The sequence below is a fragment of the Iodobacter arcticus genome, assembly GCF_042664895.1.
Taxonomy (GTDB): Bacteria; Pseudomonadota; Gammaproteobacteria; order Burkholderiales; family Chitinibacteraceae; genus Iodobacter; species Iodobacter arcticus.
Window position 1 is genome coordinate 1 of sequence record NZ_JBHTBQ010000005.1, and the last position, 24688, is coordinate 24688.

Consider the following 24688-nt stretch of genomic DNA (forward strand, 5'->3'; position numbering starts at 1 on the left):
ACGTTGCGCAGATGTAAAAAGCAGAGGCCGAAGCCCCAGCTTTTGTGTTCCTCTGTGAGCTGAACTAGAGAATCGGCGATTTTGGCGTTTTCGGCATCCAGCTTACGAATATAGCAATAGCAAGTCGTGCTAATTGCAAAACTGGCGCAAGCCACGCGAATAGAAACGGCCTTGCTTTCAACGGCCCAGTGAGCCATCTCGCGGCGCTGAGATGTTTCAGAGAATTTCTGACATGGCCTCCTTGATGATGTCCGCCTGCATTTGGGCTTCGATATACATCTTTTTAAGACGCTTATTCTCATCTTCCAGCTCTTTCATGCGCGTCATCATGGAAACGTCCATGCCGCCAAACTTAGCGCGCCACTTATAGAATGATGCGGCGCTCATGCCGTGCTCGCGGCACAGGTCAGGAACGGTCGAACCGGCTTCGGCCTGCTTTAAAATCGCAATAATCTGACTGTCAGAATAACGTGCTGCTTTCATGTAGAAGCTCCTCAAAGACTACGAGAAAATTCTACTTAAAAATGAGCTGGTTTTGTGGGGGGATTACCCTCGTTATTACGTAATTATAATAAGTCAAGCCCGCTCTCGGGCATAAAATGAAACGCTTCTAGCACAAATAGAAATCATAGGGTGGACTATTTTATATACTACTATACCGCTAAATAATAAAGCTATTGCTATGACATCCTACACTCTTTGCTCTCCCTCCGTTTACTTATCGACTCAGGCTCAACACCTAACGATCTCGGCTTTATTCCTTCCTTGCCAGAATGTTCATCCTAAACGAGTTTCTCTTAGTGAACTAGAACATCCTAGATCTCAGCAATAAGTGACACACGCTTGCCCGTCAAAAACTCATACGGACTTCGGTAGTTTAATGCCTTTCTCGGGCGGATGTTAATCAAAAACTCAGCTTGTTTTATCTCTTTGTCTGCCAATGAACCAATCGCCATTCCATTTAGGGAAAAATCGCCGTAATAACCCATTGGTATTTTCATTCAATCCTCGTTGCCACGAGTGGTAAGGCTTAGCAAAATAGATGTCACACCCAAGGGCTTTTTTAACGTTATTGTGGCCTGCAAACTCGCCGCCATTATCGAAGGTTATCGTCTTACACTGTCCTTTAAACGGCCTAAGAAGCCTAATAATGGCAGCTGTCACGTCTTTTTTAGACTTGTTTTTAACAAGGCAGGTAAGCAGTAATTTCGACACCCGCTCAACTAATGTCACCAGATAACCATCTTGCCCATAAACCGTATCGCCTTCCCAGTGGCCTAGCTCTATTTTGTCGTCGACACTTGATGGCCGCTCGCTGATGTCTACCCGCCCAGGGATAAGCTTAGCCCCAGCTTCAACGCCTTGACGTTTTTTGTAAGCTTTACCTTTTATCGCCAGTAAGTGCTGCCATTGCTCTCTTTTCACAAGCGTGTAAATTGTATTACAAGACAGATAGTTAGACACAGTTTCAATGTTCATCCGTCCAGCTATCTGCTCGGGGCTTAATCCAAGTACAAGTAAAGGCCGGATAACCTCTTTTAGGATAGCGGAACATTTATGGTATTTGGCCGCATCTCGACGTCTCAAATGGACTTGTTGATGAGACATCTCGGCACAATATTTATCGTCAGGACATAGTGCTAACTCTCGAGAAATCGTTTTATTACTGCGTCCAAGCTCAGTGGCCATTTTCCCTGCTGAAAACCCTAGTTTACAAAACGCTTAAATCTGGTATCTTTCTTTTATTGTCAGTTTACTATACTGGTTGCCCATTGGATACCTTGGTGGATTGTGTAAGAACATGAAGCTTATAAGCAACTGACTCTCTTATCTATACCAAAGTGTGTCGGCTATCCTTGAGATCTAAGCATTAGATCTCACCATCAGCACGTTCGGTGTTTTTCAAGATAATTGTCACTCTTTGCTTAATATTAAGCTGCGTTTCATACGGAGGGAGGACGTATTTATACAGCATTTAATAATAGGATACGAAGGTGTTGCGTTACATGTGCTCGAAGAGCATGTTTCTGCAGAATTCAACCGCTATTTGATGTATGACGATGTGGGTTTTCATTCTACTGAGGGCCAGATGATAAAGGCTCTAGGCAAGACTACCGCATGAGAGGGTGTTTTTTATACAAGGTGGCATGTATGTCCAATACTTCATATTACAACCATGAAATTGGTTATTGACTGCACTTGGTATGATTGTTATTTGCACGCATTTAGGTTGAAAAACGTTCATGCGCTAGCCCTGAGGTTCTAGGTCTCTAAATTATCAAAAATTAAAATTGAAATATTTAAATTGTAATCTATGTGAATCATGACCCTTTATCTATCAGTTATCAGTTATCAGCTCAGTTAAATAATATAGGATATTAATCTTGACTAACAAGAACGGTAAGGCCTCACTTAATAAAATTACGACTTTAGTCGATACCCTGCTTGCCCATAAGAGTAGCAAACAGCAATTAATATACTGCAACAATAGTAGTGATGAAGTCACTTCTGATTACCGACAACTCTATAGCCAGTCATTGCAATTATTATCACACCTTAATCATCTAGGTTTACGAAAAGGGGATCAGTTAGTTTTCCAGTTAGAAGGCCTTCAACATTTTACGACAACCTTTTGGGCGTGTATTCTGGGGGGGATAATCCCTGTGCCAATTTCTGTTGGCACCAAAGATGACAGTTTAAAAAAAGTGTTTTCCGTATGGGCACTTCTTAATAATCCCACCTTGTGTTTTGACTCTCCCATATTATTGGAAAATCTTGAAAAATATTCTCAGCGTACAGGCTCACAAAGCGACTTTGCTAAAATAAGAGATAAAGCACTTGATCTGTCTTTGCTACCTTCGAATTCCGATAAAAATCTTGCTAGCCTTATCTGCGATGTCAACCCCGATGATACCGCTTTTATTCAATTCTCCTCAGGCTCTACTGGTCAACCTAAAGGTGTGGTATTAACCCACAAGAATTTGGTAGCCAATATCAAAGCTCTTGCAAACTGTTCAGAGACAACAATCAACGATGTCATGATCAGCTGGATGCCATTAACCCATGACATGGGACTGATTGCGGTTCATTTAACCGCGACCTTACTGGCCATCAAACAAGTGCTGATTGATACCCGCACATTTATCAGAAGACCTTTATTATGGCTGGATAAAACATCACAGCATCAAGGCACTATATTATTTACTCCTAATTACGGTTTAAACGTACTATTACTGTCAATGAAAAAGCGTCAACCGGACTGGGATCTATCAAGGGTCAGGATCATACTTAACGGTGCCGAACCTATTTCTCTCACCTTAGCTGAGCAATTTCTTGCCACTATGGCCCCTTATGGATTAGCTCACAACAGCATGTATCCAGTATACGGGCTTGCAGAAGCCAGTGTTGCAGTCTCGGTCCCGAAACCAGGCGCCCCAATAAAAGCGCACTACCTTGATCGCACTAAGCTTAATTTTCAACAAGAAATTGTTCATGTGATGCCTGATAACCCTGATGCCATTACCTTTATTGAGGTAGGCACTGCGATTGATGAATGCGCGATCAAAATTGCCGATGCTACTGGCAAGGATATACCTGACAACCACATAGGGTTAATCCACATAAAAGGAGCAAATGTTACCTCCGGCTATTTTCATAACCAGGAGGAAACACGCAGAGTACTACACCCAGATGGCTGGCTTAACACTGGTGATTTAGGCTTTATCAACAACCAGCAGCTAACCATCACGGGTCGCGCCAAAGATTTGATTATTATCAATGGCCAAAATATTTATGCCCATGACATTGAACAAATGTGTGCTCGCATACCTGAAATACAATTGCGTAATATTGTTGCCTGCAGCGTTTGCTTAAATAAAAACAATATAGAACAACTGGTTATATTTATACGTTATAAACAAAATCTTGATGAGTTTACAAACGTAGCCGACAAGCTTAGACGTTATCTACAAACCAGTATGGGCCTGAGTATTCATGCCTTGGTACCCATTAACGATATACCAAAAACCACTAGTGGCAAGGTTCAGCGCTTCCAACTTCAGCAAAATTTCATTAATGGTGATTATCAGCCCATACTTAATGAGATAAAACAACTGCAACAAACCCAGTCAAATACACAATTGCCACCAATGAGTGACGAAACACTCCACTATTATTTACACACAACACTAACAAAATTACTCGGTTATCAGGTAACAAATTATCATGATAAATTAGCAGATCATGGTGTTAATTCGCTAAAAGTGGTTGAGTTTCATGCCGTACTGCAAGAGACATTAGCCATCGAGATACCTGTATCAAGCTTCTTCGATTACCCAACCTTCACACAACTCGAAAACTTTCTATTAGAACAAGTCAAAGCTCAAACGAAGCCACCCGAAAACTTGCAACTTCCAGATACCAAATCAATCCGCCAAGAAAAAGAGGCCATTGCAATTATCGGTTTTGCAGGTCAATTCCCAGGAAGTCAGCAATCAAACGAAACTTTTTATAATAATCTCTATGAAGGTAAAGACCTTTGTTCAGAGATACCCAGCGACCGCTGGTGCAATAAATCATATTATGATCAAGCAAATACCCCTGGAAGTATAAAAACCCAAAAAGGTTATTTTCTTGATCAGGTTAATGAGTTTGATGCCAGTTTTTTCGGTATCACACCCGTTGAGGCCAAAGTAATGGACCCTCAGCAACGTTTACTGCTCACCGTTAGTCAGCATGCCATTGATAATGCTGGTATTAGAAATGAAAGCCTTAATGGTTCAAAAACTGCAGTTTACATTGCTATGGCAAACAGTGATTTTGCTCATCAGTCCTTCGAACAAAATCGCAGTTCAACGTTAAAAGAACATAGCTTAACCGGCAACATCGCCAGTATCGCTTCAGGTCGTATTTCTTATTATTATGGATTAACGGGCCCCTGCCTTACCTTAGATACAGCTTGCTCCTCATCTTTAGTGGCTGTCGATCTTGCCTGTACCAGCTTACTAACAGGGAAAGCTGATCAGGCACTGGTTGGTGGCGTTAATTTAATACTAACGCCACAAGGTTATATTAGCCTTAGTAGGGTTAATGCACTTTCTGATGATGGAAAATGTAAAGTTTTCGATGACAGTGCCAATGGTTACGGCCGTGGTGAAGGTTGCGCAATGCTAGTGCTTAAACGTCTATCGGATGCACAGCGAGATGGCGATTCTATTCGCGCGATTATTGCTGGATCTTCAGTCAATCACGACGGAAAAAGCAGTGGTCTGACAGTACCTAATGGATTAGCACAACAGCAAGTTATCTGTGATGCCATGGCTCAAGCAAAGGTGGGTATTCATGATATTCACTATCTTGAGGCCCATGGAACTGGCACTAAGCTCGGCGATCCTCAGGAGCTTAATGCCTTAAGCAACATTTTTGAACAGCGTGCCGCTAACAATCCCTTGCCCGTAGGATCTATAAAATCCAATATTGGCCACTTGGAAGCGGTTGCGGGTATCGCTGGAGTAATTAAACTTATCTTGTCTATGGAGCACGGCATTGTTCCGAAAAACTTACATCTAAACCAATATAATCGGCTGGTGCCCTGGGACAAAATCCCCCTTAAGCCATTAAGTGAGCACCACACTCTGGACAATACCCAAAAAATAACTTGTGGTATCAGCTCTTTTGGTCTGTCGGGTACCAACTCACATCTTATTCTACAAAACAATCCTATATCTGAAGCGATTGATATTGAAGATGATAAAGCCGGAATATTGATACTAACAGCCAAAACTCTAACGAGTTTACATCATTGTAAAAATCAATATATCGATTTTTTAAACCATAGCCAGCATAGCGCTCAGGATATTACGACGGTCAGCCAGCGTAACCAGCAAGATTACCCCTACCGCTTGGCGGTAGTAGGTAGGGATAAAGCATCACTTTTAGCGCAATTAATCCATGACACTTACCACTCTGTGCCAACAGAAAACCCAGGAAATATCGCTTTTATTTTTACAGGACAGGGATCGCAATACTTCAATATGGCGAAAGCGCTTCATCAACATTTTTCGGTTTTCAATATAGCCTTAGCTGAATGTGCCCAGTTATTTTCCCCTTACCTCAATAAGTCTATTGAAGACGTATTATATCAAGACGGATCTGAATTAATTGATAATACTTTATATGCACAACCTATCATTTTTTCTATAGGTTATGCCCTGATAAAATTATTCGAAAATTTCGGCATTAAACCCCAGTTCGTATTAGGACACAGCATAGGACAATATACCGCAGCCTTAGCTGCTGGGGTATTAACCCTCACAGACGCAGTTCATTTAGTCGCTAATCGGGCGCTATTAATGAGCAAGGTCAAACTCCAGGGCGCCATGGTCGCTGTTGCCGCGCCAATTTCGATTATTCAGGACCTAGTCACAAAACAAGGTAATAGCGTTGCGATTGCAGCAATTAATAGCCCTGTTGATGTAACTTTGAGTGGCAGTATCGCAGAGATCAATCTTATCATTGAGGCAATGATAGACTTGGGGCTTCCTTATCGAGAATTGAAGGTCTCTCACGCCTTCCATTCACCCTTAATGCAATCCGTACTAGAGCCTTTTAGTCACATTCTCGATGAAGTGACACTGCATCCTCCGAAATTACCGATCGTCAGTGATTTGACTGGCTTTCTGACGACTCCGGGTAAACACAGTGAAATCACTCATAAAGATTATTGGCTCACTCATATTTGCGATACCATCACTTTTAGTGCCGGACTCGACACCCTATCCAAACATGGCTGTCATGCTTTTGTCGAAATAGGAGGCACTGCAACGCTATCTGCTTTCGCCGCGAAAACCTTAAAATCACACTCAGACTTGCTTAATCTTGCCAGCCAACGGGGAGCGCTTAAGCCATCACTGGATACTTTTTATCAGACTTTAGCTGATTTATATGTCCATCATTATCCTGTGAACTGGAAGGCCATGGAGTCTCATCCATTAGGCAAAATTATTGATCTTCCCTATTATGGATTTGAGAAAACAACGTTCCCGATACATGCTGATGCCCTAGAGAGCACCTCGACGCAACCTACAACGTCACGGGAAAATACCCAACCTCTGAAACCGATATCATTACCTTCTGTGGGGATCATAAATTCTCTAGCTCGATTGATTGAAGGTATTTCAGGCATCAAACTCGACCAGCAAAAACAACATCTGAACTTTCTCAATTTAGGACTAGACTCCCTCATGCTAGCCAGATTAAAAAATGAGGTTTTTGAAGAGTTTAGCATTGACATTCCTTTGGCCTATTTTTATGACCAATGCAGCAGTGGAGAAAAGCTGCACCACTATTTGTCTGAACGGATCACCCTGCAACCAGAACCATTTAACAATCAACAACCGCAACCAGATGAACCACAGCAAGTCTCATTATCGAATCCAGTCACCTCAAATGATGACATTGCGAATTTATTGGGCCAGCAGCTTCAAACCGTACAGGCGATATGCCAAGCGCAACTGAATTATCTCGGCAAGGATAACATTACAAATTCAGAGCCATCCAAAGCAATACCGCCGTCACCAAGGACGGCTTATCCTGAAACCAATTTCAGGTTAACTAAATTTAGTGAGGATAACCTCTCAGATACACAGCAAGCCTTCGTTAACCAGTTAATTAGCGCATATTGCATCAAAACCGCAAAGTCCAAGGCCTTTAGTCAGACTCACAAAGGTGATTTTGCTCATTATCTGACAAGTCTTAATTTTCGTAAAACACTCAAAGAAATTCTTTATCCCCTTGTGTCAAATGAAGCCAAGGGAGCCTATTTATGGGATATTGATAATAACAAGTATATTGATTTGGCCATCGGTTATGGTGTCCATTTCTTTGGTCACAAACCACAATTTGTTATCGATGCGGTCAAACAGCAAATGGACAAAGGCTTTGTATTGAGCCCGCATTCATCATTATTAGGCGAAGTCACCCAGCTGCTCAAAGAAATAACCGGTGTTGACCGCGTATCCTATTGTAACACTGGGTCAGAAGCTGTAATGCTAGCACTGCGTATCGCCAGAACCCAGACTGGTCGGACTAAGATAGTCAAATTTTCTGGTTCCTATCACGGTATTTATGATGCCATTCTGGCAGAAAATGATGAACAAGGCAGCTATCCAACCACCCCAGGAATAACTCTGGGCTCAGTGCAGGATACGATAGTTCTCACTTATGGGGATCCCAAAGCACTGGAAATCATTGAGCAGTTGGGAACCGAACTCGCTGCCGTTTTGGTCGAGCCGGTACAGAGTCGCAATCCAGCGCTGCAACCCAAGACGTTTCTAGCACAGCTCAGAGCCCTAACTACAGCATCGGATACCGTGCTTATTTTCGATGAGATAATTACTGGGTTTAGACTTCAATCCGGTGGCGCCCAGGCATTTTTTGATATTCAAGCCGACTTAGTCACCTACGGAAAAATCATTGGCGGCGGCTTACCCATAGGTATTGTCGCCGGAAAACGACGTTTTATGGATGTGATCGATGGGGGGCTCTGGCAGTATCAGGACGATTCAATTCCTCAAACTACCGCGACTTTTATCGCAGGAACTTTTGCAAATCATCCAATGGCATTGGCAGCTGCAAAATCAGTACTATTAGAAATAAAAGCTAAGGGAGCGCTTTTATACCAGCAAACTAATGCCCTTACATTGTCACTGGTGACTCGACTTAATGATTATTTTGCTGCAAACCAAGTGCCAATTGAAGTCAAGTGCTGTGGCCCCATATTCCGCTTTGAATCTTTTGGGCGCTATGCACTGGCGTTGCAACCCATTGAAATGGATCTATTCTTTTACCTGATGATGACCAAAGGCATTTACACTTGGGAGCGTCGGATCTGTTTTATGTCCACTTGCCACACTCGAGTAGATATCGACAATATTATCACTGCCGTCATCGATAGTATTAACGAACTTAGACAGGGTGGATTTACCTTTACCACCACAACTTCGCCCTTACCCCCGAAGGAGTCGCTGCGTAAATCCAGTCAGCAGCACTCTTTAATGAGCTCTGCACAAAAACGTCTGTTTACACTCAATAGCCTTAAAGGAGCAGAGCAAGCTTATCACCTATCGTATATTGCAAAAATTAATGGCCCCATTGATGCTAACAGGGCACAACAGGCGTTAACATTATTATCTCAGCGTCATCAGAGTCTTAGGACAACCTTTGAGCTGTTAGAGGGTGAGTTTATCCGCGTGGTTCACCCTGAGCTCCCTCCCCGCCTTGAACAGGCAACAGCAGAAACCTTAGCCCAGTCTAGTGCCAATTTTTTCAGGCCTTTTGATCTAAAAAATGACGCCATGCTAAGGGCTAAATTAGTCAACCTAGCGCCCAATGAACATGTCTTTATGCTGGATATCCACCATATTGCAGCCGATGGTTATTCCGCAAACATTCTGTTTCAAGAGTTTATCAGTGCTTACAGCAACAATGGCGATACGACGCTAGCGACTCCAAGTCAGTTTGAAGATTTTGTCAACTGGGAAACGGACTATTTGACCTCAACTAAATTCCAGTTAGACCGACAGTATTGGCAAAATAACTTTGCCAATTATCAACAGACCACACAGTTACCACTGGATCATCAACGACCCACACAGCAAACCTTCAACGGTCATACCCACTCATTTTCTTTATCACCAGCAAAAACGGCGCAATTAACCGCGCTGGCTAAACAATTAAATGTGTCTCTATATATGTTACTGCTGAGCGGTTGCCACCTACTGCTCAGCAGACTTACGGGCAATAATGAAACTATCATTGGTGCTCCGGTAGCATTGCGTCAACCCAAAGGCTTTAATCACATAGTGGGTATGCTGACCAATACCGTGGTGTACAAACATCACCTCGACAACCACCATACCTTTGAAGGTTTAGTACACAGTGTCAAAGAAAATTGTCTAGGAGTGTATGCCCATCAAGAATATCCTTTTGATCAGCTAGTTGCACAACACTTTGAACAATCAGGCATGCGCCGTGATAGAAGCCGTAATCCATTATTTGATGTCAGTTTTGTGTTTGAACAAGCAGACGATCGAGTGCTGGCCATCCCTGAGCTTGAATTTATCCCACAAACATTAGCTCAAAAAGGGAGTGTTTATGACTTTTCCTTTGAGGTTATCGTACAGCAACAACAACTGAGTATTAATTTTCATTACAATCAAAATCTGTTTAATTTAGCGACCATTGCCAGTTGGGGAGACTTAACCCTGTTGTTACTGGACAACGTATTACAATCACCCAAGCAAAAACTTGAGCATATTCTGCCAATCCCCGTAGATATTCCTGCTGAACTCGAAGCTGAACAGCAGCTTGATTGGTCTGAAAGCGCTCACTTAATTGAGCGTTTCAATGCTGTAGCAAAACTTTACCCCAACCATGTTGCGGTAAAATATCAAGATAAGACAATCAGCTATAAGCAGCTAGACCAGAAAAGCAACCAATTGGCCCATATGCTTAAAGAGCAATATAATATTTGCCCCAAAGAGCGCATTGCCGTTCAAGTTGAGTCAGGTGATTTTCTGATCTCAGCGTTAATTGCGGTATTAAAACTCGGTTGCTGTTATATCCCCATTGATCCTGATGCTCCAAGGGAAAAGGTTAATTACATCCTTAAAGATAGCGCGGCTAAAGTGCTACTCACTGAATCCCATCTCTATCAGCAAGACTTTTATTCACGCTGCGATCTAAACCGAGTAGATTACGCCGTATTCAGTCAGCAGCCACTTGTAACGGCAATAACAGCTGATACGTTGGCCTATATTATTTATACCTCAGGTACCACTGGCCGACCCAAGGGCGTTAAAATAAGGCATAGCTCACTGATGAACTATTGTCGCTGGCTTACTGGAAAATACGCTATAAACCATATGGATAGTAGTGTTTTACTGTCTTCATATGCTTTTGACTTAGGCTATACCTCTATGTGGGGTTGCTTACTGTCTGGCGCCTCTTTGCATCTACTCGATAAGGGGGCTCGGCAGGATATTCGCTTCGTACTGCATTATATTGCGCAGCAACACCTGACTTTTATCAAAATGACCCCTTCATTGTTTCAAGTCTTGGTCAATCACCATGACTTCACCCCCGCACTAGGGTTAACACTTCGATTAATGATACTCGGCGGTGAAAAGCTCAGAGCTGATGATGTCGCCAATTACTTGCAATGCTTCAAAGAAACCGTATTTGTTAATCATTATGGTCCGACAGAAGCCACTATCGGTTGCATCACACGTGAGTTTAATGCCGCAACGTTTGAGCAATACCGTCACAACATGAGTATTGGTCAGCCCATAGCTAACTGTAAGGTTTATATACTCGATCACAACAATACTGTGGTAGCCGATGGTGAACAAGGTGAAATTTGTATTGAAGGAGATTGCCTAGCTCAGGGTTACTTAAACCATGATGTTCTTGAGCAAGCTAAATTTATCACTCTGCCCCTCTCACCAGACAAACGTGTCTATAAAACAGGAGATTGCGGCGTTATTATTAATCATGAGGTACACATTCATGGCCGCTTTGATGATCAGGTAAAAATCAGGGGATACAGGGTAGAGCTTGGAGAGGTCATCAATGTACTTGAGCAACACCCCAAAGTACAACGCGCGGCAGTGATCAACAAACAAAATAAGAGTGGTAATGAATTAGTTGCCTACTACCAAAGCAGTGAACCTGTGACAGTGACAGATCTCAGAAAGTTCATGTCCGAGCATTTACCCGCCTATACATGTCCCAGCCATTATCTTGAAGTCGTGCATTTTCCAACGAATGCCAACGGTAAACTCGACATAAACAAACTGCTTAACAGCCACGAGAAAACACCCATCAGCATCACGACTACAACAGATAAATTATCCGCATCTCAGCAAGTCATTTTTGATGTTTGGCAACAACATTTACAAATACCATCGATGGGCTTAACCGATGACTTCTTTGCGCTCGGGGGGCATAGCCTCAAAGCCATGCTCATTAGTGCTGCGCTATCACAGAAGTTTTCAACTCCAGTATCCATCAATGAAATATTTGCACACCCAAATATCGCCGCCCTCGATTTATGGCTGACGACCAATGAGCAATCATTGATTGAGATTTCACCCATAAAGCCGCAAGCGTTCTATGCCTTATCGAGTGCACAAAAAAGGTTGTGGTTAGTCTCTCAGGTCAAAGAACAAAGTGTTGCCTATAATGTCCATGCCGCATTTTTACTTGAAGGTGAACTCTGCATCCCATCCTTCAAACAAGCCTTTTCTCAGTTGATCTGTCGACATGAATCGTTACGTACTAATTTTATTTTTACCCAAGGTGAACCTAAACAACACATACATTCAGCTATCGAACTGCCATTAACCTTGCTCGAACCCGCAGCAATCACCATTAACTCCCCTGCACTTAACCAACTGTATTTGGAGTTAGCACAACATCATTTTAACTTAGAAACTGATGCTCTATTTCAGATCACTGTAGTTAAACTAAGCACTGAAAAACCAGCCCAAGTATTAATGTTTAATGCCCATCATATTATTTGTGATGGCTGGTCAAACAGCATTATTTTAAAAGAATTATCCGAACTCTATACTTGCTATCGTCGGCAGCAAGCACCGACTCTTCAGCCTTTAGTCATTCAATATAAAGATTATGCAGCTTGGCACAACAAGGTGCTTAACACAGCTCAAGCACTGAACGATAAAGCCTTCTGGCAAACACAACTGGCAGGGGTCAATCACCCCATGTTATTACCTAATGCCAGCAACACTGAACGGTATAGCGGACATTGGTACCGGAGCATCCTAGATGAAGCTCTAGCCAGTGCAATGCAAGACTACTGCCGACATAATAGTATCAGTCTCTACACCTTCTTTGCTTCGGCAACCAGTGTACTACTCAGTCATTATTGTGCCACTGATGAGATTATTTACGCCACACCCATCGCAGATCGCCAATTGCCACAGTTACAGTCACAAGTCGGATTTTACTTAAACACCTTTTTATTGAGACAAGCGCTAACCCCCGAGCTCAGTTTCGCTGACTTGCTTAATACCACAAAGACTCAATTGCACAACATAATGCAACACCAGCTCTATCCCGTTGAGCAAGTACTAGAAGAGCTTGATCTAATAGAAGGAACGATTGGCGATTTTTATCGCATCATCCTAAATGTGATGGAATATGAAAGTTACTCACATTACCAATTAGATGGATTGCGCTTTAACAAGATCCTCGAAACGGCCACCACCAGCCGAGCAGATCTGAATATTATGCTGGTCAAGGGTGACGCCCTCGAACTGGTGATCGAATATAACAATCAGCTGCTAGATGAAGCCGGCATCACGACCATGAAGGATCAGTTGATCCAGTTAATTTCACAAATATTGGAACAGCCTCAGCGCACAATCAGAGAATTAAAACAAAGCTTGCTCAGTACAAGAGAACAACAAGCCCAAGCTGAATTTTTAGATGCCGCTCTCGCCATAGACGAAGAATTTTAAGGAAGAAATATGTGCGGGATTACAGGGGTTTTTATGCAAGATGTTCAAGCCGGCCAACATGCTGATATTGAACTATTAAAAAGAATGACTCAAAGCATTGTTCATAGAGGACCTGACGATCTGGGGTTGTATGCCAGCGAGCAAGCCTGCTTTGGTTTCAGACGTTTGTCTTTTCTTGATTTGAAGCTGGGTAACCAACCTATTTTTAACGAGGATGAAAGTATTGCTTGTGTCGTCAATGGTGAGATTTTTAATTATCAGGAACTTAGAAATGATTTAATTAAACGCGGGCATCGCTTTCGCTCGCAAATGGATTGCGAGGTGATACCGCACTTATATGAAGAATATGGCATCAATTTTCTTAACAGACTTAACGGCCAGTTTGCTATTGCTTTACACGACGTTAAGCAGCAAAAACTTATCCTAGCCAGAGATCATGTTGGTATTGCTCCACTTTATTATCATTATAAAGATAATACATTGTTATTTGGTTCTGAAATAAAAACCCTTTTAAACAGTGTTGACGTCAGTCGTAGCATTGATTTAATCAGCCTAGATCAAATTGTCACCTTTCCAGGTATGGTTAGCCCAAGAACCATTTTTAATGACGTTAAATGCTTGCCGCCCGGTCATGTCATGACAGTAGATAAGCAAGGTATGCAGATTGAGCAATATTGGGATCTTGATTACCCTGAGCATAACCCTAATATCCAACCTCACACAGATGCATATTACGTTGAAAAACTGGATTATTTACTACGTCAGGCAATAAAAACACGTTTGCATGCTGATGTTCCTGTGGGTTTTTATTTGAGTGGTGGCCTAGACTCATCACTTATCGCCACACTGGCCCACGATATGGACCCCCAGCAAGTATTCAACTCATTCGCCATTGGTTTTGGCCGTGCGGATATTGACGAACGCCAATATCAACAACAAGTGGTTAACCAAATACATTCAAACCATCATGAACAGATTTTTGATTATGAGCAAATTAACCAACGCTTGACTCAGGCTGTTATCGCAGCCGAATCCCCCTTAAAAGAGTCCTATAATACCTGCTCGCTAGCGTTATCACAGATGGTTCAACAACAAGGAATAAAAGCTGTATTAACTGGTGAAGGTGCTGACGAACTGTTTGCGGGATATGTGGGTTATCGTCTGGCCCAGCAATCACGCGGACAAGAAGAATCCTTTGACCTTGAGTTTATGCTGGAACAACAAGCCAGAAAAACGCTATGGGGAGATGAACACTTTTTCTACGAAAAGGACTATCACGAGTTTCATACTCTCAAGAGCTCACTTTATTCGGCTGATACCAACGCCGCTTTGCTTGGGCAACACTGTACTTCCCAGCCCATAATTAACCCTGCACGGATAGCCAATCGTCATCCCACTCATCAGCGCTCTTATGTTGATTTTAAACTACGTATCGCCGATCACTTATTAGCCGATCATGGCGACAGAGTCACATTTGCTAATTCGGTGGAAGCCAGATATCCATTTCTTGATATTGATTTAATTAATTTTGTACGCACGATACCACCAGAGTTGATGCTAAAAAACGGCAATGAAAAATACCTGCTCAAACAACTCGCAACCAAAACGGTGCCAGAATCCATTATACGACGCAAGAAATTTTCTTTTGTGGCCCCTGGTAGCCCTTTTCTTCTGCAAAATAAACCCGAATGGATTATGGACATGCTCAGTAGAGCCACCATTACTCGCCAAGGGATTTTTAATCCCGATACCGTAGAAAGACTGACTAATAGTGCCATCAGGGGGGGGCATGACATCAATCAAACTTTCGAAACTGACTTTTTAATGGTGGTTATTACCACAGGTATCTTACTTCGCGAGTTTGTTGAGTCATAAGCAGTGTAGTGGCCAATATTTTCAGTCCATCATATTTTTATTTCAGGTAGGTAATCATGACTAAGTATTTTGTTCACAAAAAATTCGCTGAAACGGCAAGTTTATTTCCAAATGAAACCGCCATTGCTGAAAGTCAGCGCCAGATAAGTTATCAACAACTCAACACTTATGCCAATAATCTAGCTTATCACATTAGTGATACTACCCATCAAATAGGCAAACCCGTTGGCTTGTTCTTACCCAAAAGTATTGAATACATTTTAGGGGTATTAGCTGTTCTCAAAAGCGATCAAGCCTTTTTACCCTTATCCCAAGAGCAGCCTGATGCACGCCTTGGTGATATTTTACGCAAGGCACAACCTAGCCTAATAATGACCACTAAGGAGTTGGCGCTTTCGCTGAAGAAAACACTCGCCGCACTAGATTTGCAACACATAACTATCAAGATATTTAACTACGGTAATACCGGTGAACTTGAATTGACTCACCTAGACTCAGGCGCATTACTACACAAACCATACCCAGATACTGATCCACGAATGTCTGCGACCCCTGAGGACAGTAACTATATTATGTTTACCTCTGGTACCACAGGAGATCCCAAGGCCATCGTCGGTTGCCATAAAAGCCTCAGTCACTTTATTCATTGGGAAATGAAAGAGTTTGCGTTATCGAGCCACCTACGGATTGCTCAACTAGCTCCCATTACGTTTGATGTCAGCTTACGAGATATTTTTGTGCCACTGCTAAGCGGTGGGGTTTGCTGCATTCCTGAGCCTGAAGTGCAATTTGATGCCAGACGCCTGTTGCTGTGGATTAGTAATAGCCATATCAATTTAATCCATTGCGTTCCTTCTATTTTTCGCTTGTTAATGACAGAGCTTGAAGCTGATAACAATACTCAGGAATACAATAAACAAAAATTAAACCATTTAAAGCATATATTGCTAGCAGGCGAGCCTCTATTTGGTCGAGATGTTAACCGCTGGATAACATTGGTTGGCAACGATATCGAATTAGTCAATCTTTATGGTCCTTCCGAAACGACCTTAGCTAAATTGTTCTATCGCCTTAAAGGCCCAGTTGAACAAGCAAACCAAATGATCCCCATCGGGAACCCTATTGCTAATACAGCAGTGTTGATCATCGCCAATAATACCTTATGTAGAGTAGGTGATATCGGTGAGATTTATATTAAAACCCCTTTTCGCAGCAAAGGTTACCTTAATGATCAACCATTGACAGATTTAAGCTTTATTCAAAATCCACTCAACCCAGATAATGAAGATATTATTTATAAAACGGGTGATTTAGGCAGATACCTAGAAAACCACAGCGTCGAAGTCCTCGGCCGCCTCGATCGCCAGGTTAAACTCAACGGGATACGTGTTGAGCTTAATGACATTGAAGGTCACATCCATAACTTACCCGAAATCGATCAGTGTTTTATTAATCTCTACAAAGATGAAGATCAATCTAGCAAACTAGTATGCTACTACACTTGCCATCAAGATATTTCTATCACTGAGATCAAAAGCTTACTCGCTGACAAACTCAGTGCCAATCTCATTCCTAACATGATGATAAAATTAAACAGCTTCCCTTTAATGCTCAACGGCAAAGTCGATAAAAAAGCACTACCCAATCCAGCAACGTATTTCAATGACTTTAACATTAAAGAAGAACAAGACCTAAGCCCTACCGAGTTAATACTCAGTGAGATTTGGCGCACCAGCCTTGGGGCGGCTAACCTCAGTAAGTCTCATCATTTCTTTGATTTAGGGGGCACTTCATTAACTGTCATGAAAGTACTGGGTGAAATGTATCGTCAACTAAATATCGAGATCTCTATTCAGGATTTTTACCAGCATGACACAATTTCAGCGCTTGCCGATCATATTGATAAGCTTCCAGTATTAACCAGTGTAGATTATCAAGCCATCACATTGGCGCCCAAACAACACTATTACCCCCTGAGCAGGCAGCAACAAAGTCTCTGGCTCAGTGAGACACTAGCGGATCAGCCTGGGCATTTTACGATTCCCGGTGCCTGCCAATTAACAGGTGATTTAAATCGCCAGGCATTTAATCAAGCCATTGATGCTTTAATCAGTCGCCACGATAATTTACGTGTCGTCATTGATGAAGAAGAAAATGGCATCCCTAGACAGCGCATTAAGGGAGATTTTCATTACCCACTCGACATTATTGACTTATCTACTTGTCCCGACGCAGCAAAGCAGGCTAGAACAATAATGCTCAGCGACAGTCAGCAGGCTTTTAACTTGGCTGAAGCGCCATTATTTCGCTTAAAGCTCTTTATGCTAGATAAGCAAAATCATTATTTCTATTTTTGCTTCCACCATCTGATTTTTGATGCTTGGTCTATGGGACTCTTTGGTCAGGAACTCATGTCAGCCTATCAAATACTAGCAACTGGAGGAGAATATAAGCCTGCACCTCTGGCGATCCAATACCAGGATTTTTGTCACTGGCAAACATTGGAGCAACAACAGGAAAAACAAATAGCTCAAAAAAACTATTGGTTAAACCTATTTGCACATTCCACTCCGATACTGGAACTGCCGACTGATTTCCCCCGCCCACAGCAAAAACATTTTCGTGGTGCTCAATTAGACTTCACTATCGACAGCGGCATGACCAAGCAACTTAAGCGATTGAGTATTAATCAAAATAGCAGTTTATTCTCACTGTTAATGTCGATATATCAAGTTCTACTAGCTAAATATACCAATGAGCAAGATATTGTCGTCGGCTTCCCCACTGCTGGGCGAGATCATCCGGATTTGAATCCGTTAATGGGTATGTTTGTCAATACATTACCTTTGAGGAGTCAATGTGATGACAAACTGAGCTTTAATGAATTTTTAAGACAGACTACAAACAATATCAATGATGCACTCGACCATCAATCCTATGGACTAGAAGATTTAGTTAACGCTTTGGATCTTCCAAGGGATATGAGCCGAGCCCCACTATTCGATACTATATTCATGCTACAAAATTTTGAACAAATTAAGCAAAAAAATAAACAACTCATCTTGTCCGAACTGCCAACTCTACAACATACGCCCTGGTATGATTTAACCTTTAAATGGATAGAATCAGAGGGTCTTTTACACTGTAATATTATTTATGACGAAGACCTATTTACGTCAGCAACTGTCTCTCGCTTAGGCCAGCACTTTACCACTATTGTCAGGATGGTTTTAGCACAGCCAGATATCAAACTGGCTAATATTTCACTATTAACCGCTGCTGAGCAACTGCAACTCATTGATGATTTGCGTCCAAATGATAGCCCGATCAATGAGCCTAATATCGTCGGTTGTTTTGAAAATCAAGCAAAAATAGCCCCAAGCACTATTGCACTGTCTTTTTTCGAACAAAAAATAAGTTATGAAAGCCTTAACCGTCAAGCTAACCAGCTTGCTAGATATATGCAAACATTAGGCGTCAAACCAGGTGATGTCATTGGCTGTCATATGCCAAGGTCTCCCTTAATGATCACCAGTGCATTAGCTATTTTAAAATTAGGGGCCATTTATTTACCACTAGAAATAAGTTATCCCCAAGCACGAAAGGAATACATTATTGCTGATAGCGGTATTAGTTTTGTGTTGAGCAACACTAACAAGGAAGATGACAATTTAAGTCACATTTTTAAGGATATTTGTTGGATAAACGCCGATGCTCCCCAGATTATCAATTTTGATAGTAACAACCTCCCGCTAATTCCCGCCACTAATGACTTAGCCTATATTATCTATACTTCTGGTTCGACGGGGAAACCTAAGGGTACGTTAGGGCATCACCTAGGGGTCGTGAATCTTGCACAGCATTTTAAAGTTTATCTTAACCTCACCGCGAATGATCGCTTTTTACAGTTTGCCAATTGTTCATTCGATGCTTCAATTTTTGAAATATTTATTACGTTATTAAGCGGCAGTACTTTGGTGCTCATCACCGAGGAGATAATATTAGATACTCATGATTTTGAAGACTATTTGAATCAACAGCAAGTCACAGTAACTGTACTCCCCCCCACTTATGTCCGACAACTGACCCCTGAGCACCTGAATAGTCTGAAAACATTATTGACTGCCGGATCGACGACTGATCACACTCTGGTAGAAAAATGGTTGGATAAGGTCAGGTATATTAATGCTTATGGCCCGACTGAAACCACCGTCTGTGCCAGTGTTTTTGAAGTGTCAGCCTCTGCTTGGGCAGACTTAAAGCAAAATAACAAACCGATCCCTATTGGTAAAGCAATCAGTAACCTCCGCTTAGATGTATTGGATCCTCACCTGCAGCAATTACCTGCGGGTATTTCCGGTGAATTGTACATTTCAGGGTTAGGTGTCTCTCATGGTTATCTCAATCAGACGGGATTAACCAAGCAATATTTTACCCAAAACCCACATATGCCTGAATTACCTATGTATAAAACCGGCGATCTTGCCCGTAGGCTCGCCGACGGTAATATTGAATTTCTCGGAAGGAAGGATGACCAAGTTAAAATTCGCGGTTACCGAATAGAACCCATGGAAATTGAACATCAATTACTACAGCTTGAGCAGATCGCAGATGCCCGAGTTTTGGTCAATGGTAAGGCCAGCCAACAATACCTGAGTGCTTATTATATTGGGGTTGCTGATGATGAAAGTATTATCCGCCAAGCACTATCAAGCACACTCCCCAAGTACATGATTCCTTCCACTTTTACGGCCTTACGCACGTTTCCCATGACTCCCAATAATAAAGTGGACAGCAGCGCCTTACGTAAACTGTCAGAACAACAAAAAGGAGGCATAATTAGTCTACCAAATAGCAAGGACATTGAAGCTAGCATAGCGAGTATCTGGAAAAGAATCCTTAATATAAACCACATTAATCAAACACAAAGCTTCATTGAACTTGGCGGCGATTCGATAAAAGCGATTCAAACCGTTGCTGAATTAAAGAAATTGGGGTTAAAGATAAAAGCTAACCATATCTTGCAATATCCAACCATAGAGCAGCTAAGTCAACACGTCACTTATGCATTGCAAGAAGACAATATCCAAGTTCAAGGGCAAGTACCACTAACCCCTATACAACAGTGGTTTTTTAATCATTATCAAGGGGATAAGAACAAATTTTTCCAACACGCACTCTTATCCTTTACTGATAAGATTCACCAAGCAACCCTGCAACAAGCAATGCAAGAGGTCATGAAGCAACATGATAGTTTACGCTCATCATTTGTTTATGACATAGACTCAAAGCAATGGCGGCAAGAAGTATTAACCCCAAACATATCTATTGATTTTCATTGCATTCATCTGGAAAAAATTGACCATACATTAATGGCTATTCATATGAACGCACTAGCCAACCAAAGCTGGCTCAATAAATCCCCACTGTTGCAAGGCATTATTTTCAAAGCAGAAACTAGCGATGACCATGTATTTCTTCTTGCTCATCACTTGATCGTCGATACTGTTTCATGGTGGATTTTACTCGATGATATTGAAAAATCCTATCAACAGCTACTCGCCGGAAAAAAAGTAGACCTAGGCAGTAAAACCAGTTCATTGCAGCAATGGTCACAACAACTTCATAAATTTAGCAAGAGTGAAACATTGCAGCAAGAACGAGAATTATGGTGCCAGACAGATCAAGCCCTGAACTCTGCCTTTCGCTTTGCACCAAGCAAAGAGCAGACTGATACAGACAACATAAGCCTTGTACTGAGCCAATCACAAACCAAGGCACTATTGAGACAAAATATCCACCAAGGCATAGCTGTACACGAACTACTGTTAACCCTACACGCTAGGGCCATGGCTAATATATTTGGTGCAAACCAGTATTCCGTTATCATTGAAAACCATGGCCGAGAGGAATGTTTTGACACTCTAGATGTCAGTCGGACAGTGGGTTGGTTTACCAGCATTTATCCTTTGGTGTTGGCACAAAATAAGCCCTGCCCCTTATTACTAGATATAGCCAAAACAAAAAGTATATTACAACAAGCCCCTAATAAAGGCTTAGGCTATGGTGTACTCAACTATCTACCCAGTAATAAGAGCATAACTGAAACGTATAGCAACATAATGCCACAAGCCAGTTTCAATTATTACGGTACCTTTGACCGACAAAGTCAGCGGAGCCGAATCGTCGATGTTGCTAAATTTGATTTACCCGCTCTACGTCCGCCATTGCAACATGTTATGGACATTTCTGGTTCAATTAGAGGAGGTCAACTTCATATCGAACTCCATTATAACAACAATCGCCTAGCGACGGATCTAGCTCAGCAGTGGCTTGCTCATATCAACAAGGAGTTGATAGATTATATTCACCTAAAATACGATAAAAACATGCCTAAAGTAGACCAGGCGTTTGAACAAAAACTACAAACTGGCATAGACAAAATTCTTACACAATATGAAATACCTGGATTAGTACTCGGTGCGCGCTTTCCTAACGGAGAAACTGTCATCTGCTGCCGGGGCATCTCCAATACCCAAACACAAGCTAAGTTAACTAAAAATCATCAATTCAGGATCGGTAGCTTATCAAAAACTTTTGTCGCTACTCTTATCCTACAGTTGGTTGATGAGGGGAAGATCTCACTAACCCAAGCAGTCGGAGATATCTTAAGTCCTAGCTTGATCAACAACTCAGGCATAGATAAAAAGATCACTGTCAGACAATTACTTAACCACACCTCTGGGCTAGAGGATTATATTAACAATGGTGAGTTTAAAGACATTTGTCTAAATCAACCTGAAAAAATATGGGAACCTGAAGAACTGCTCCGCTATTTTAATACTTCAGTGACCCCACCTCTTCTTGAAACTCATTCACAATGGCGATATTCCAGCAGCGGTTATATTTTACTCGGGCTTATTATCGAAAAAGTCACCGGAGAAAAATTTGAACAGCTGCTTTTTAACCGTATCACTGCGCCACTTGGTTTACAAAACACTCATTTTGCAGATAATAATGCATGTCAGAAAAGCCTAGCATCAGGGCATGACAAGCAGCTAAATCCTTTACCCAATAAAGACACCAGCTTCACTTGGGCGGCCGGAGGATTAATTTCTACTGTTGAAGATCTGCTCACCTGGCAGGCAGCCATCAACGATGGGCGACTCTTGAGTCAAGAGATGCAAAAGCAGCGCTTGGATTTTATAGACTTACCCGCGCACGTGAGTTTGGATCAACATATCCAGGCTGGTTTGGGAATTTTCAACATTGAGGGACATCTAGGGCACGTAGGAGATATGCTTGGACACGAAGCTGCCATATTAGCTCATGATGATGTTCAGCTGGTTGTTTTACTTAATGGTGAAACCAAACACCCAGCTATGGTATTTGGCGGATCGATATTTGAAGCTATTTTCGAGCTGATTTAGTCAGCTCATCACGTTAAGCACTCCTATTCTTAATTTCAAAAACCCGACCTATGGTCGGGTTGGAGCACGCAATTGAACATATCATTATCGGATAAGGACGCTCGCCGTAATTTTAAATATATGTGGTTGGGCCAGTTCATCAGTCAGTTTGGTAGCCAAATTACATCAATAGTACTCATTTTTTGGTTAAAAGAGCAGGTAGGCTTGGCTTCAGTTATGGGACTATCAGCGATGTTATTTTCTCTTTTTATCGCCATTTTTTCTCCGCTAGGAGGAGCCCTTGCCGATATTTATTGCCGTAAGACCATCATAATATCCAGTGATTTACTCGCCGGGACAGCATCTATTTTATTGCCACTAGCTTTCTATTTCTTTCCTGATCAGCTCTATTTGCTTATTACATTAGTACTCTTGATGCAACTAGTGTTAGGTGCTGTTTTAGGCTTATATGATCCTGCTTACTCTGCATTACTGAGCAATGTGGTTGCAAAAGAGCAGCTTCCTCTTGCCAATTCCATCAAAAATGCCACTATTCAAGGCGCAGTATTAATTGGTCAGGGCATAGGATTATTACTCTATAGTCAATTTGGGATTATCTCTATCTTAATAGCTAATAGCCTGTCATTTTATCTTTCCGCCTTGAGTGAATCGCGAATAAAACTTCCTCAGCAGGAAGCTAAGCCCGTAAAAGCAACACACACTTTATCAGATTCAAAAAAAATCATCGCAGGCATGAAGCAAGGGTTGATGTATATCAGCGAAAAAAAATCTCTGAAATCTTTATTGTTACTCATTGGCGGGGTCAACTTTCTTATTGGTCCTTTTGTTATCCTACTGCCTTTTTATGTTGAACAAATCTTATCCGTTCCAGACTATTGGTATGGATATTTAATCGCAGCTTTTGGTGGCGGAGGATTAATCGGCTACCTATCTTTGCCTTTTTTTAAGTCCAGAGTACAAGACTGGTCTGCTTTGGGCCGTAACAGTTATCTATTTTTTGGTTTCTTACTTATTGCGCTCGGAGTAAGTAAAAATATTTATTTATCCTTAATATTATTCATTGCTTGTGGCAGCTGTTTTGGACTAATCAATACCATGATAGAAACAGCCATATTAACCAACACCCCAGATGATAAACGTGGTCGAGTAATGAGTATTTACCGCGTTATTACTCGCCTATCCTTACCTTTAGGTATGGTTATTTCAGGAGGGTTGGTCGATTTTTATCACTTTACTATTGAGAACATTTTTATCGCTTGTGGAATTGCGGTGCTGATACTGTCTATACAGCAATTTATCCAGCAAAAGCTCAAAGAGGTACTAGCGTTATAATCGGTTCTGTCGCAAAGTTGACGAAGTAAACTAAAGTGTTGATGATATTCGAATATTGATTTGGAGTATCCACTGCATGACATTTAACTTCTCTGGGCGACATTATCCATCGGATATCATCATGCAGCCCCTTCGCTATTATCTGGCCTACAAACTCAGTTACTGTGAAATTGAGGAGATGTTCGCTGAGCGAAATATCAATTTTGACCACTCAACCGGCGTTGTTGCTCAAATCAATCTTAGGTAAGCCTTTTCCCAACAGGGTTTCCGGTATTAATTGATACTCTGGAGAATAGGCATACCTAGTCCTATGACTTTGTTCATCACTTTCACACCTACCAATGCCTCGCCGACTTGGCCGTTGTAGTCACGCTGGCTCAATTTCGGGCTAATCAGTTGCTGGTAATCCCCCCACAAAACCAGCTCATTTTTAAGTAGAATTTTCTCGCAGTCTTTGAGGAGCTCTACATGAAAGCAGCACGTTATTCCGACAGCCAGATTATGGCGATT

At 41.8% G+C, this 24688-nt stretch carries 4 protein-coding genes and 4 pseudogenes; 5 read left to right on the top strand and 3 right to left on the bottom strand.

Going from position 1 to position 24688, the window contains the following annotated elements:
* Window positions 1-483: pseudogene (locus ACFQNF_RS02795) on the bottom strand (transposase); the annotation flags it as partial.
* Window positions 484-815: 332 nt separating this feature from the next.
* Window positions 816-1773, bottom strand: a pseudogene (locus tag ACFQNF_RS02800) (IS30 family transposase).
* 611 nt (window positions 1774-2384) lie between these two features.
* Between ACFQNF_RS02800 and ACFQNF_RS02805 the strand changes: the two are divergent.
* The 5 genes and pseudogenes from ACFQNF_RS02805 to ACFQNF_RS02825 form a co-directional block, all read left to right on the top strand.
* Entirely contained in the window at window positions 2385-13541 is an 11157-nt protein-coding gene (locus ACFQNF_RS02805; protein ID WP_380185923.1) for an amino acid adenylation domain-containing protein, read from the top strand.
* A 9-nt stretch (window positions 13542-13550) separates the two neighbouring features.
* On the top strand, window positions 13551-15416 hold the full coding sequence (asnB, locus tag ACFQNF_RS02810) for an asparagine synthase (glutamine-hydrolyzing) (RefSeq protein WP_380185925.1): 1866 nt from the start codon (window positions 13551-13553) through the stop codon (window positions 15414-15416).
* A gap of 56 nt (window positions 15417-15472) precedes the next feature.
* A complete protein-coding gene (locus ACFQNF_RS02815) occupies window positions 15473-22846 on the top strand; it encodes an amino acid adenylation domain-containing protein (protein ID WP_380185927.1) in 7374 nt (2457 codons plus the stop codon).
* Window positions 22847-22918: 72 nt separating this feature from the next.
* Window positions 22919-24178 carry an MFS transporter gene (locus ACFQNF_RS02820; protein WP_380185929.1) on the top strand — a complete coding sequence of 420 codons (1260 nt, stop codon included), beginning with the start codon at window positions 22919-22921 and terminating at the stop codon, window positions 24176-24178.
* Between the two features lie 76 nt (window positions 24179-24254).
* A pseudogene (locus ACFQNF_RS02825) lies at window positions 24255-24395 on the top strand (IS6 family transposase); the annotation flags it as partial.
* A gap of 56 nt (window positions 24396-24451) precedes the next feature.
* Here the strand turns inward: ACFQNF_RS02825 and ACFQNF_RS02830 are convergent.
* A pseudogene (locus ACFQNF_RS02830) lies at window positions 24452-24688 on the bottom strand (hypothetical protein); the annotation flags it as partial.

Excerpts from the sequence above, each read along its gene's own strand:
- asnB (WP_380185925.1), top strand. The coding sequence starts at position 13,551 with ATGTGCGGGATTACAGGGGTTTTTATGCAAGATGTTCAAGCCGGCCAA.
- ACFQNF_RS02815 (WP_380185927.1), top strand. The coding sequence starts at position 15,473 with ATGACTAAGTATTTTGTTCACAAAAAATTCGCTGAAACGGCAAGTTTA.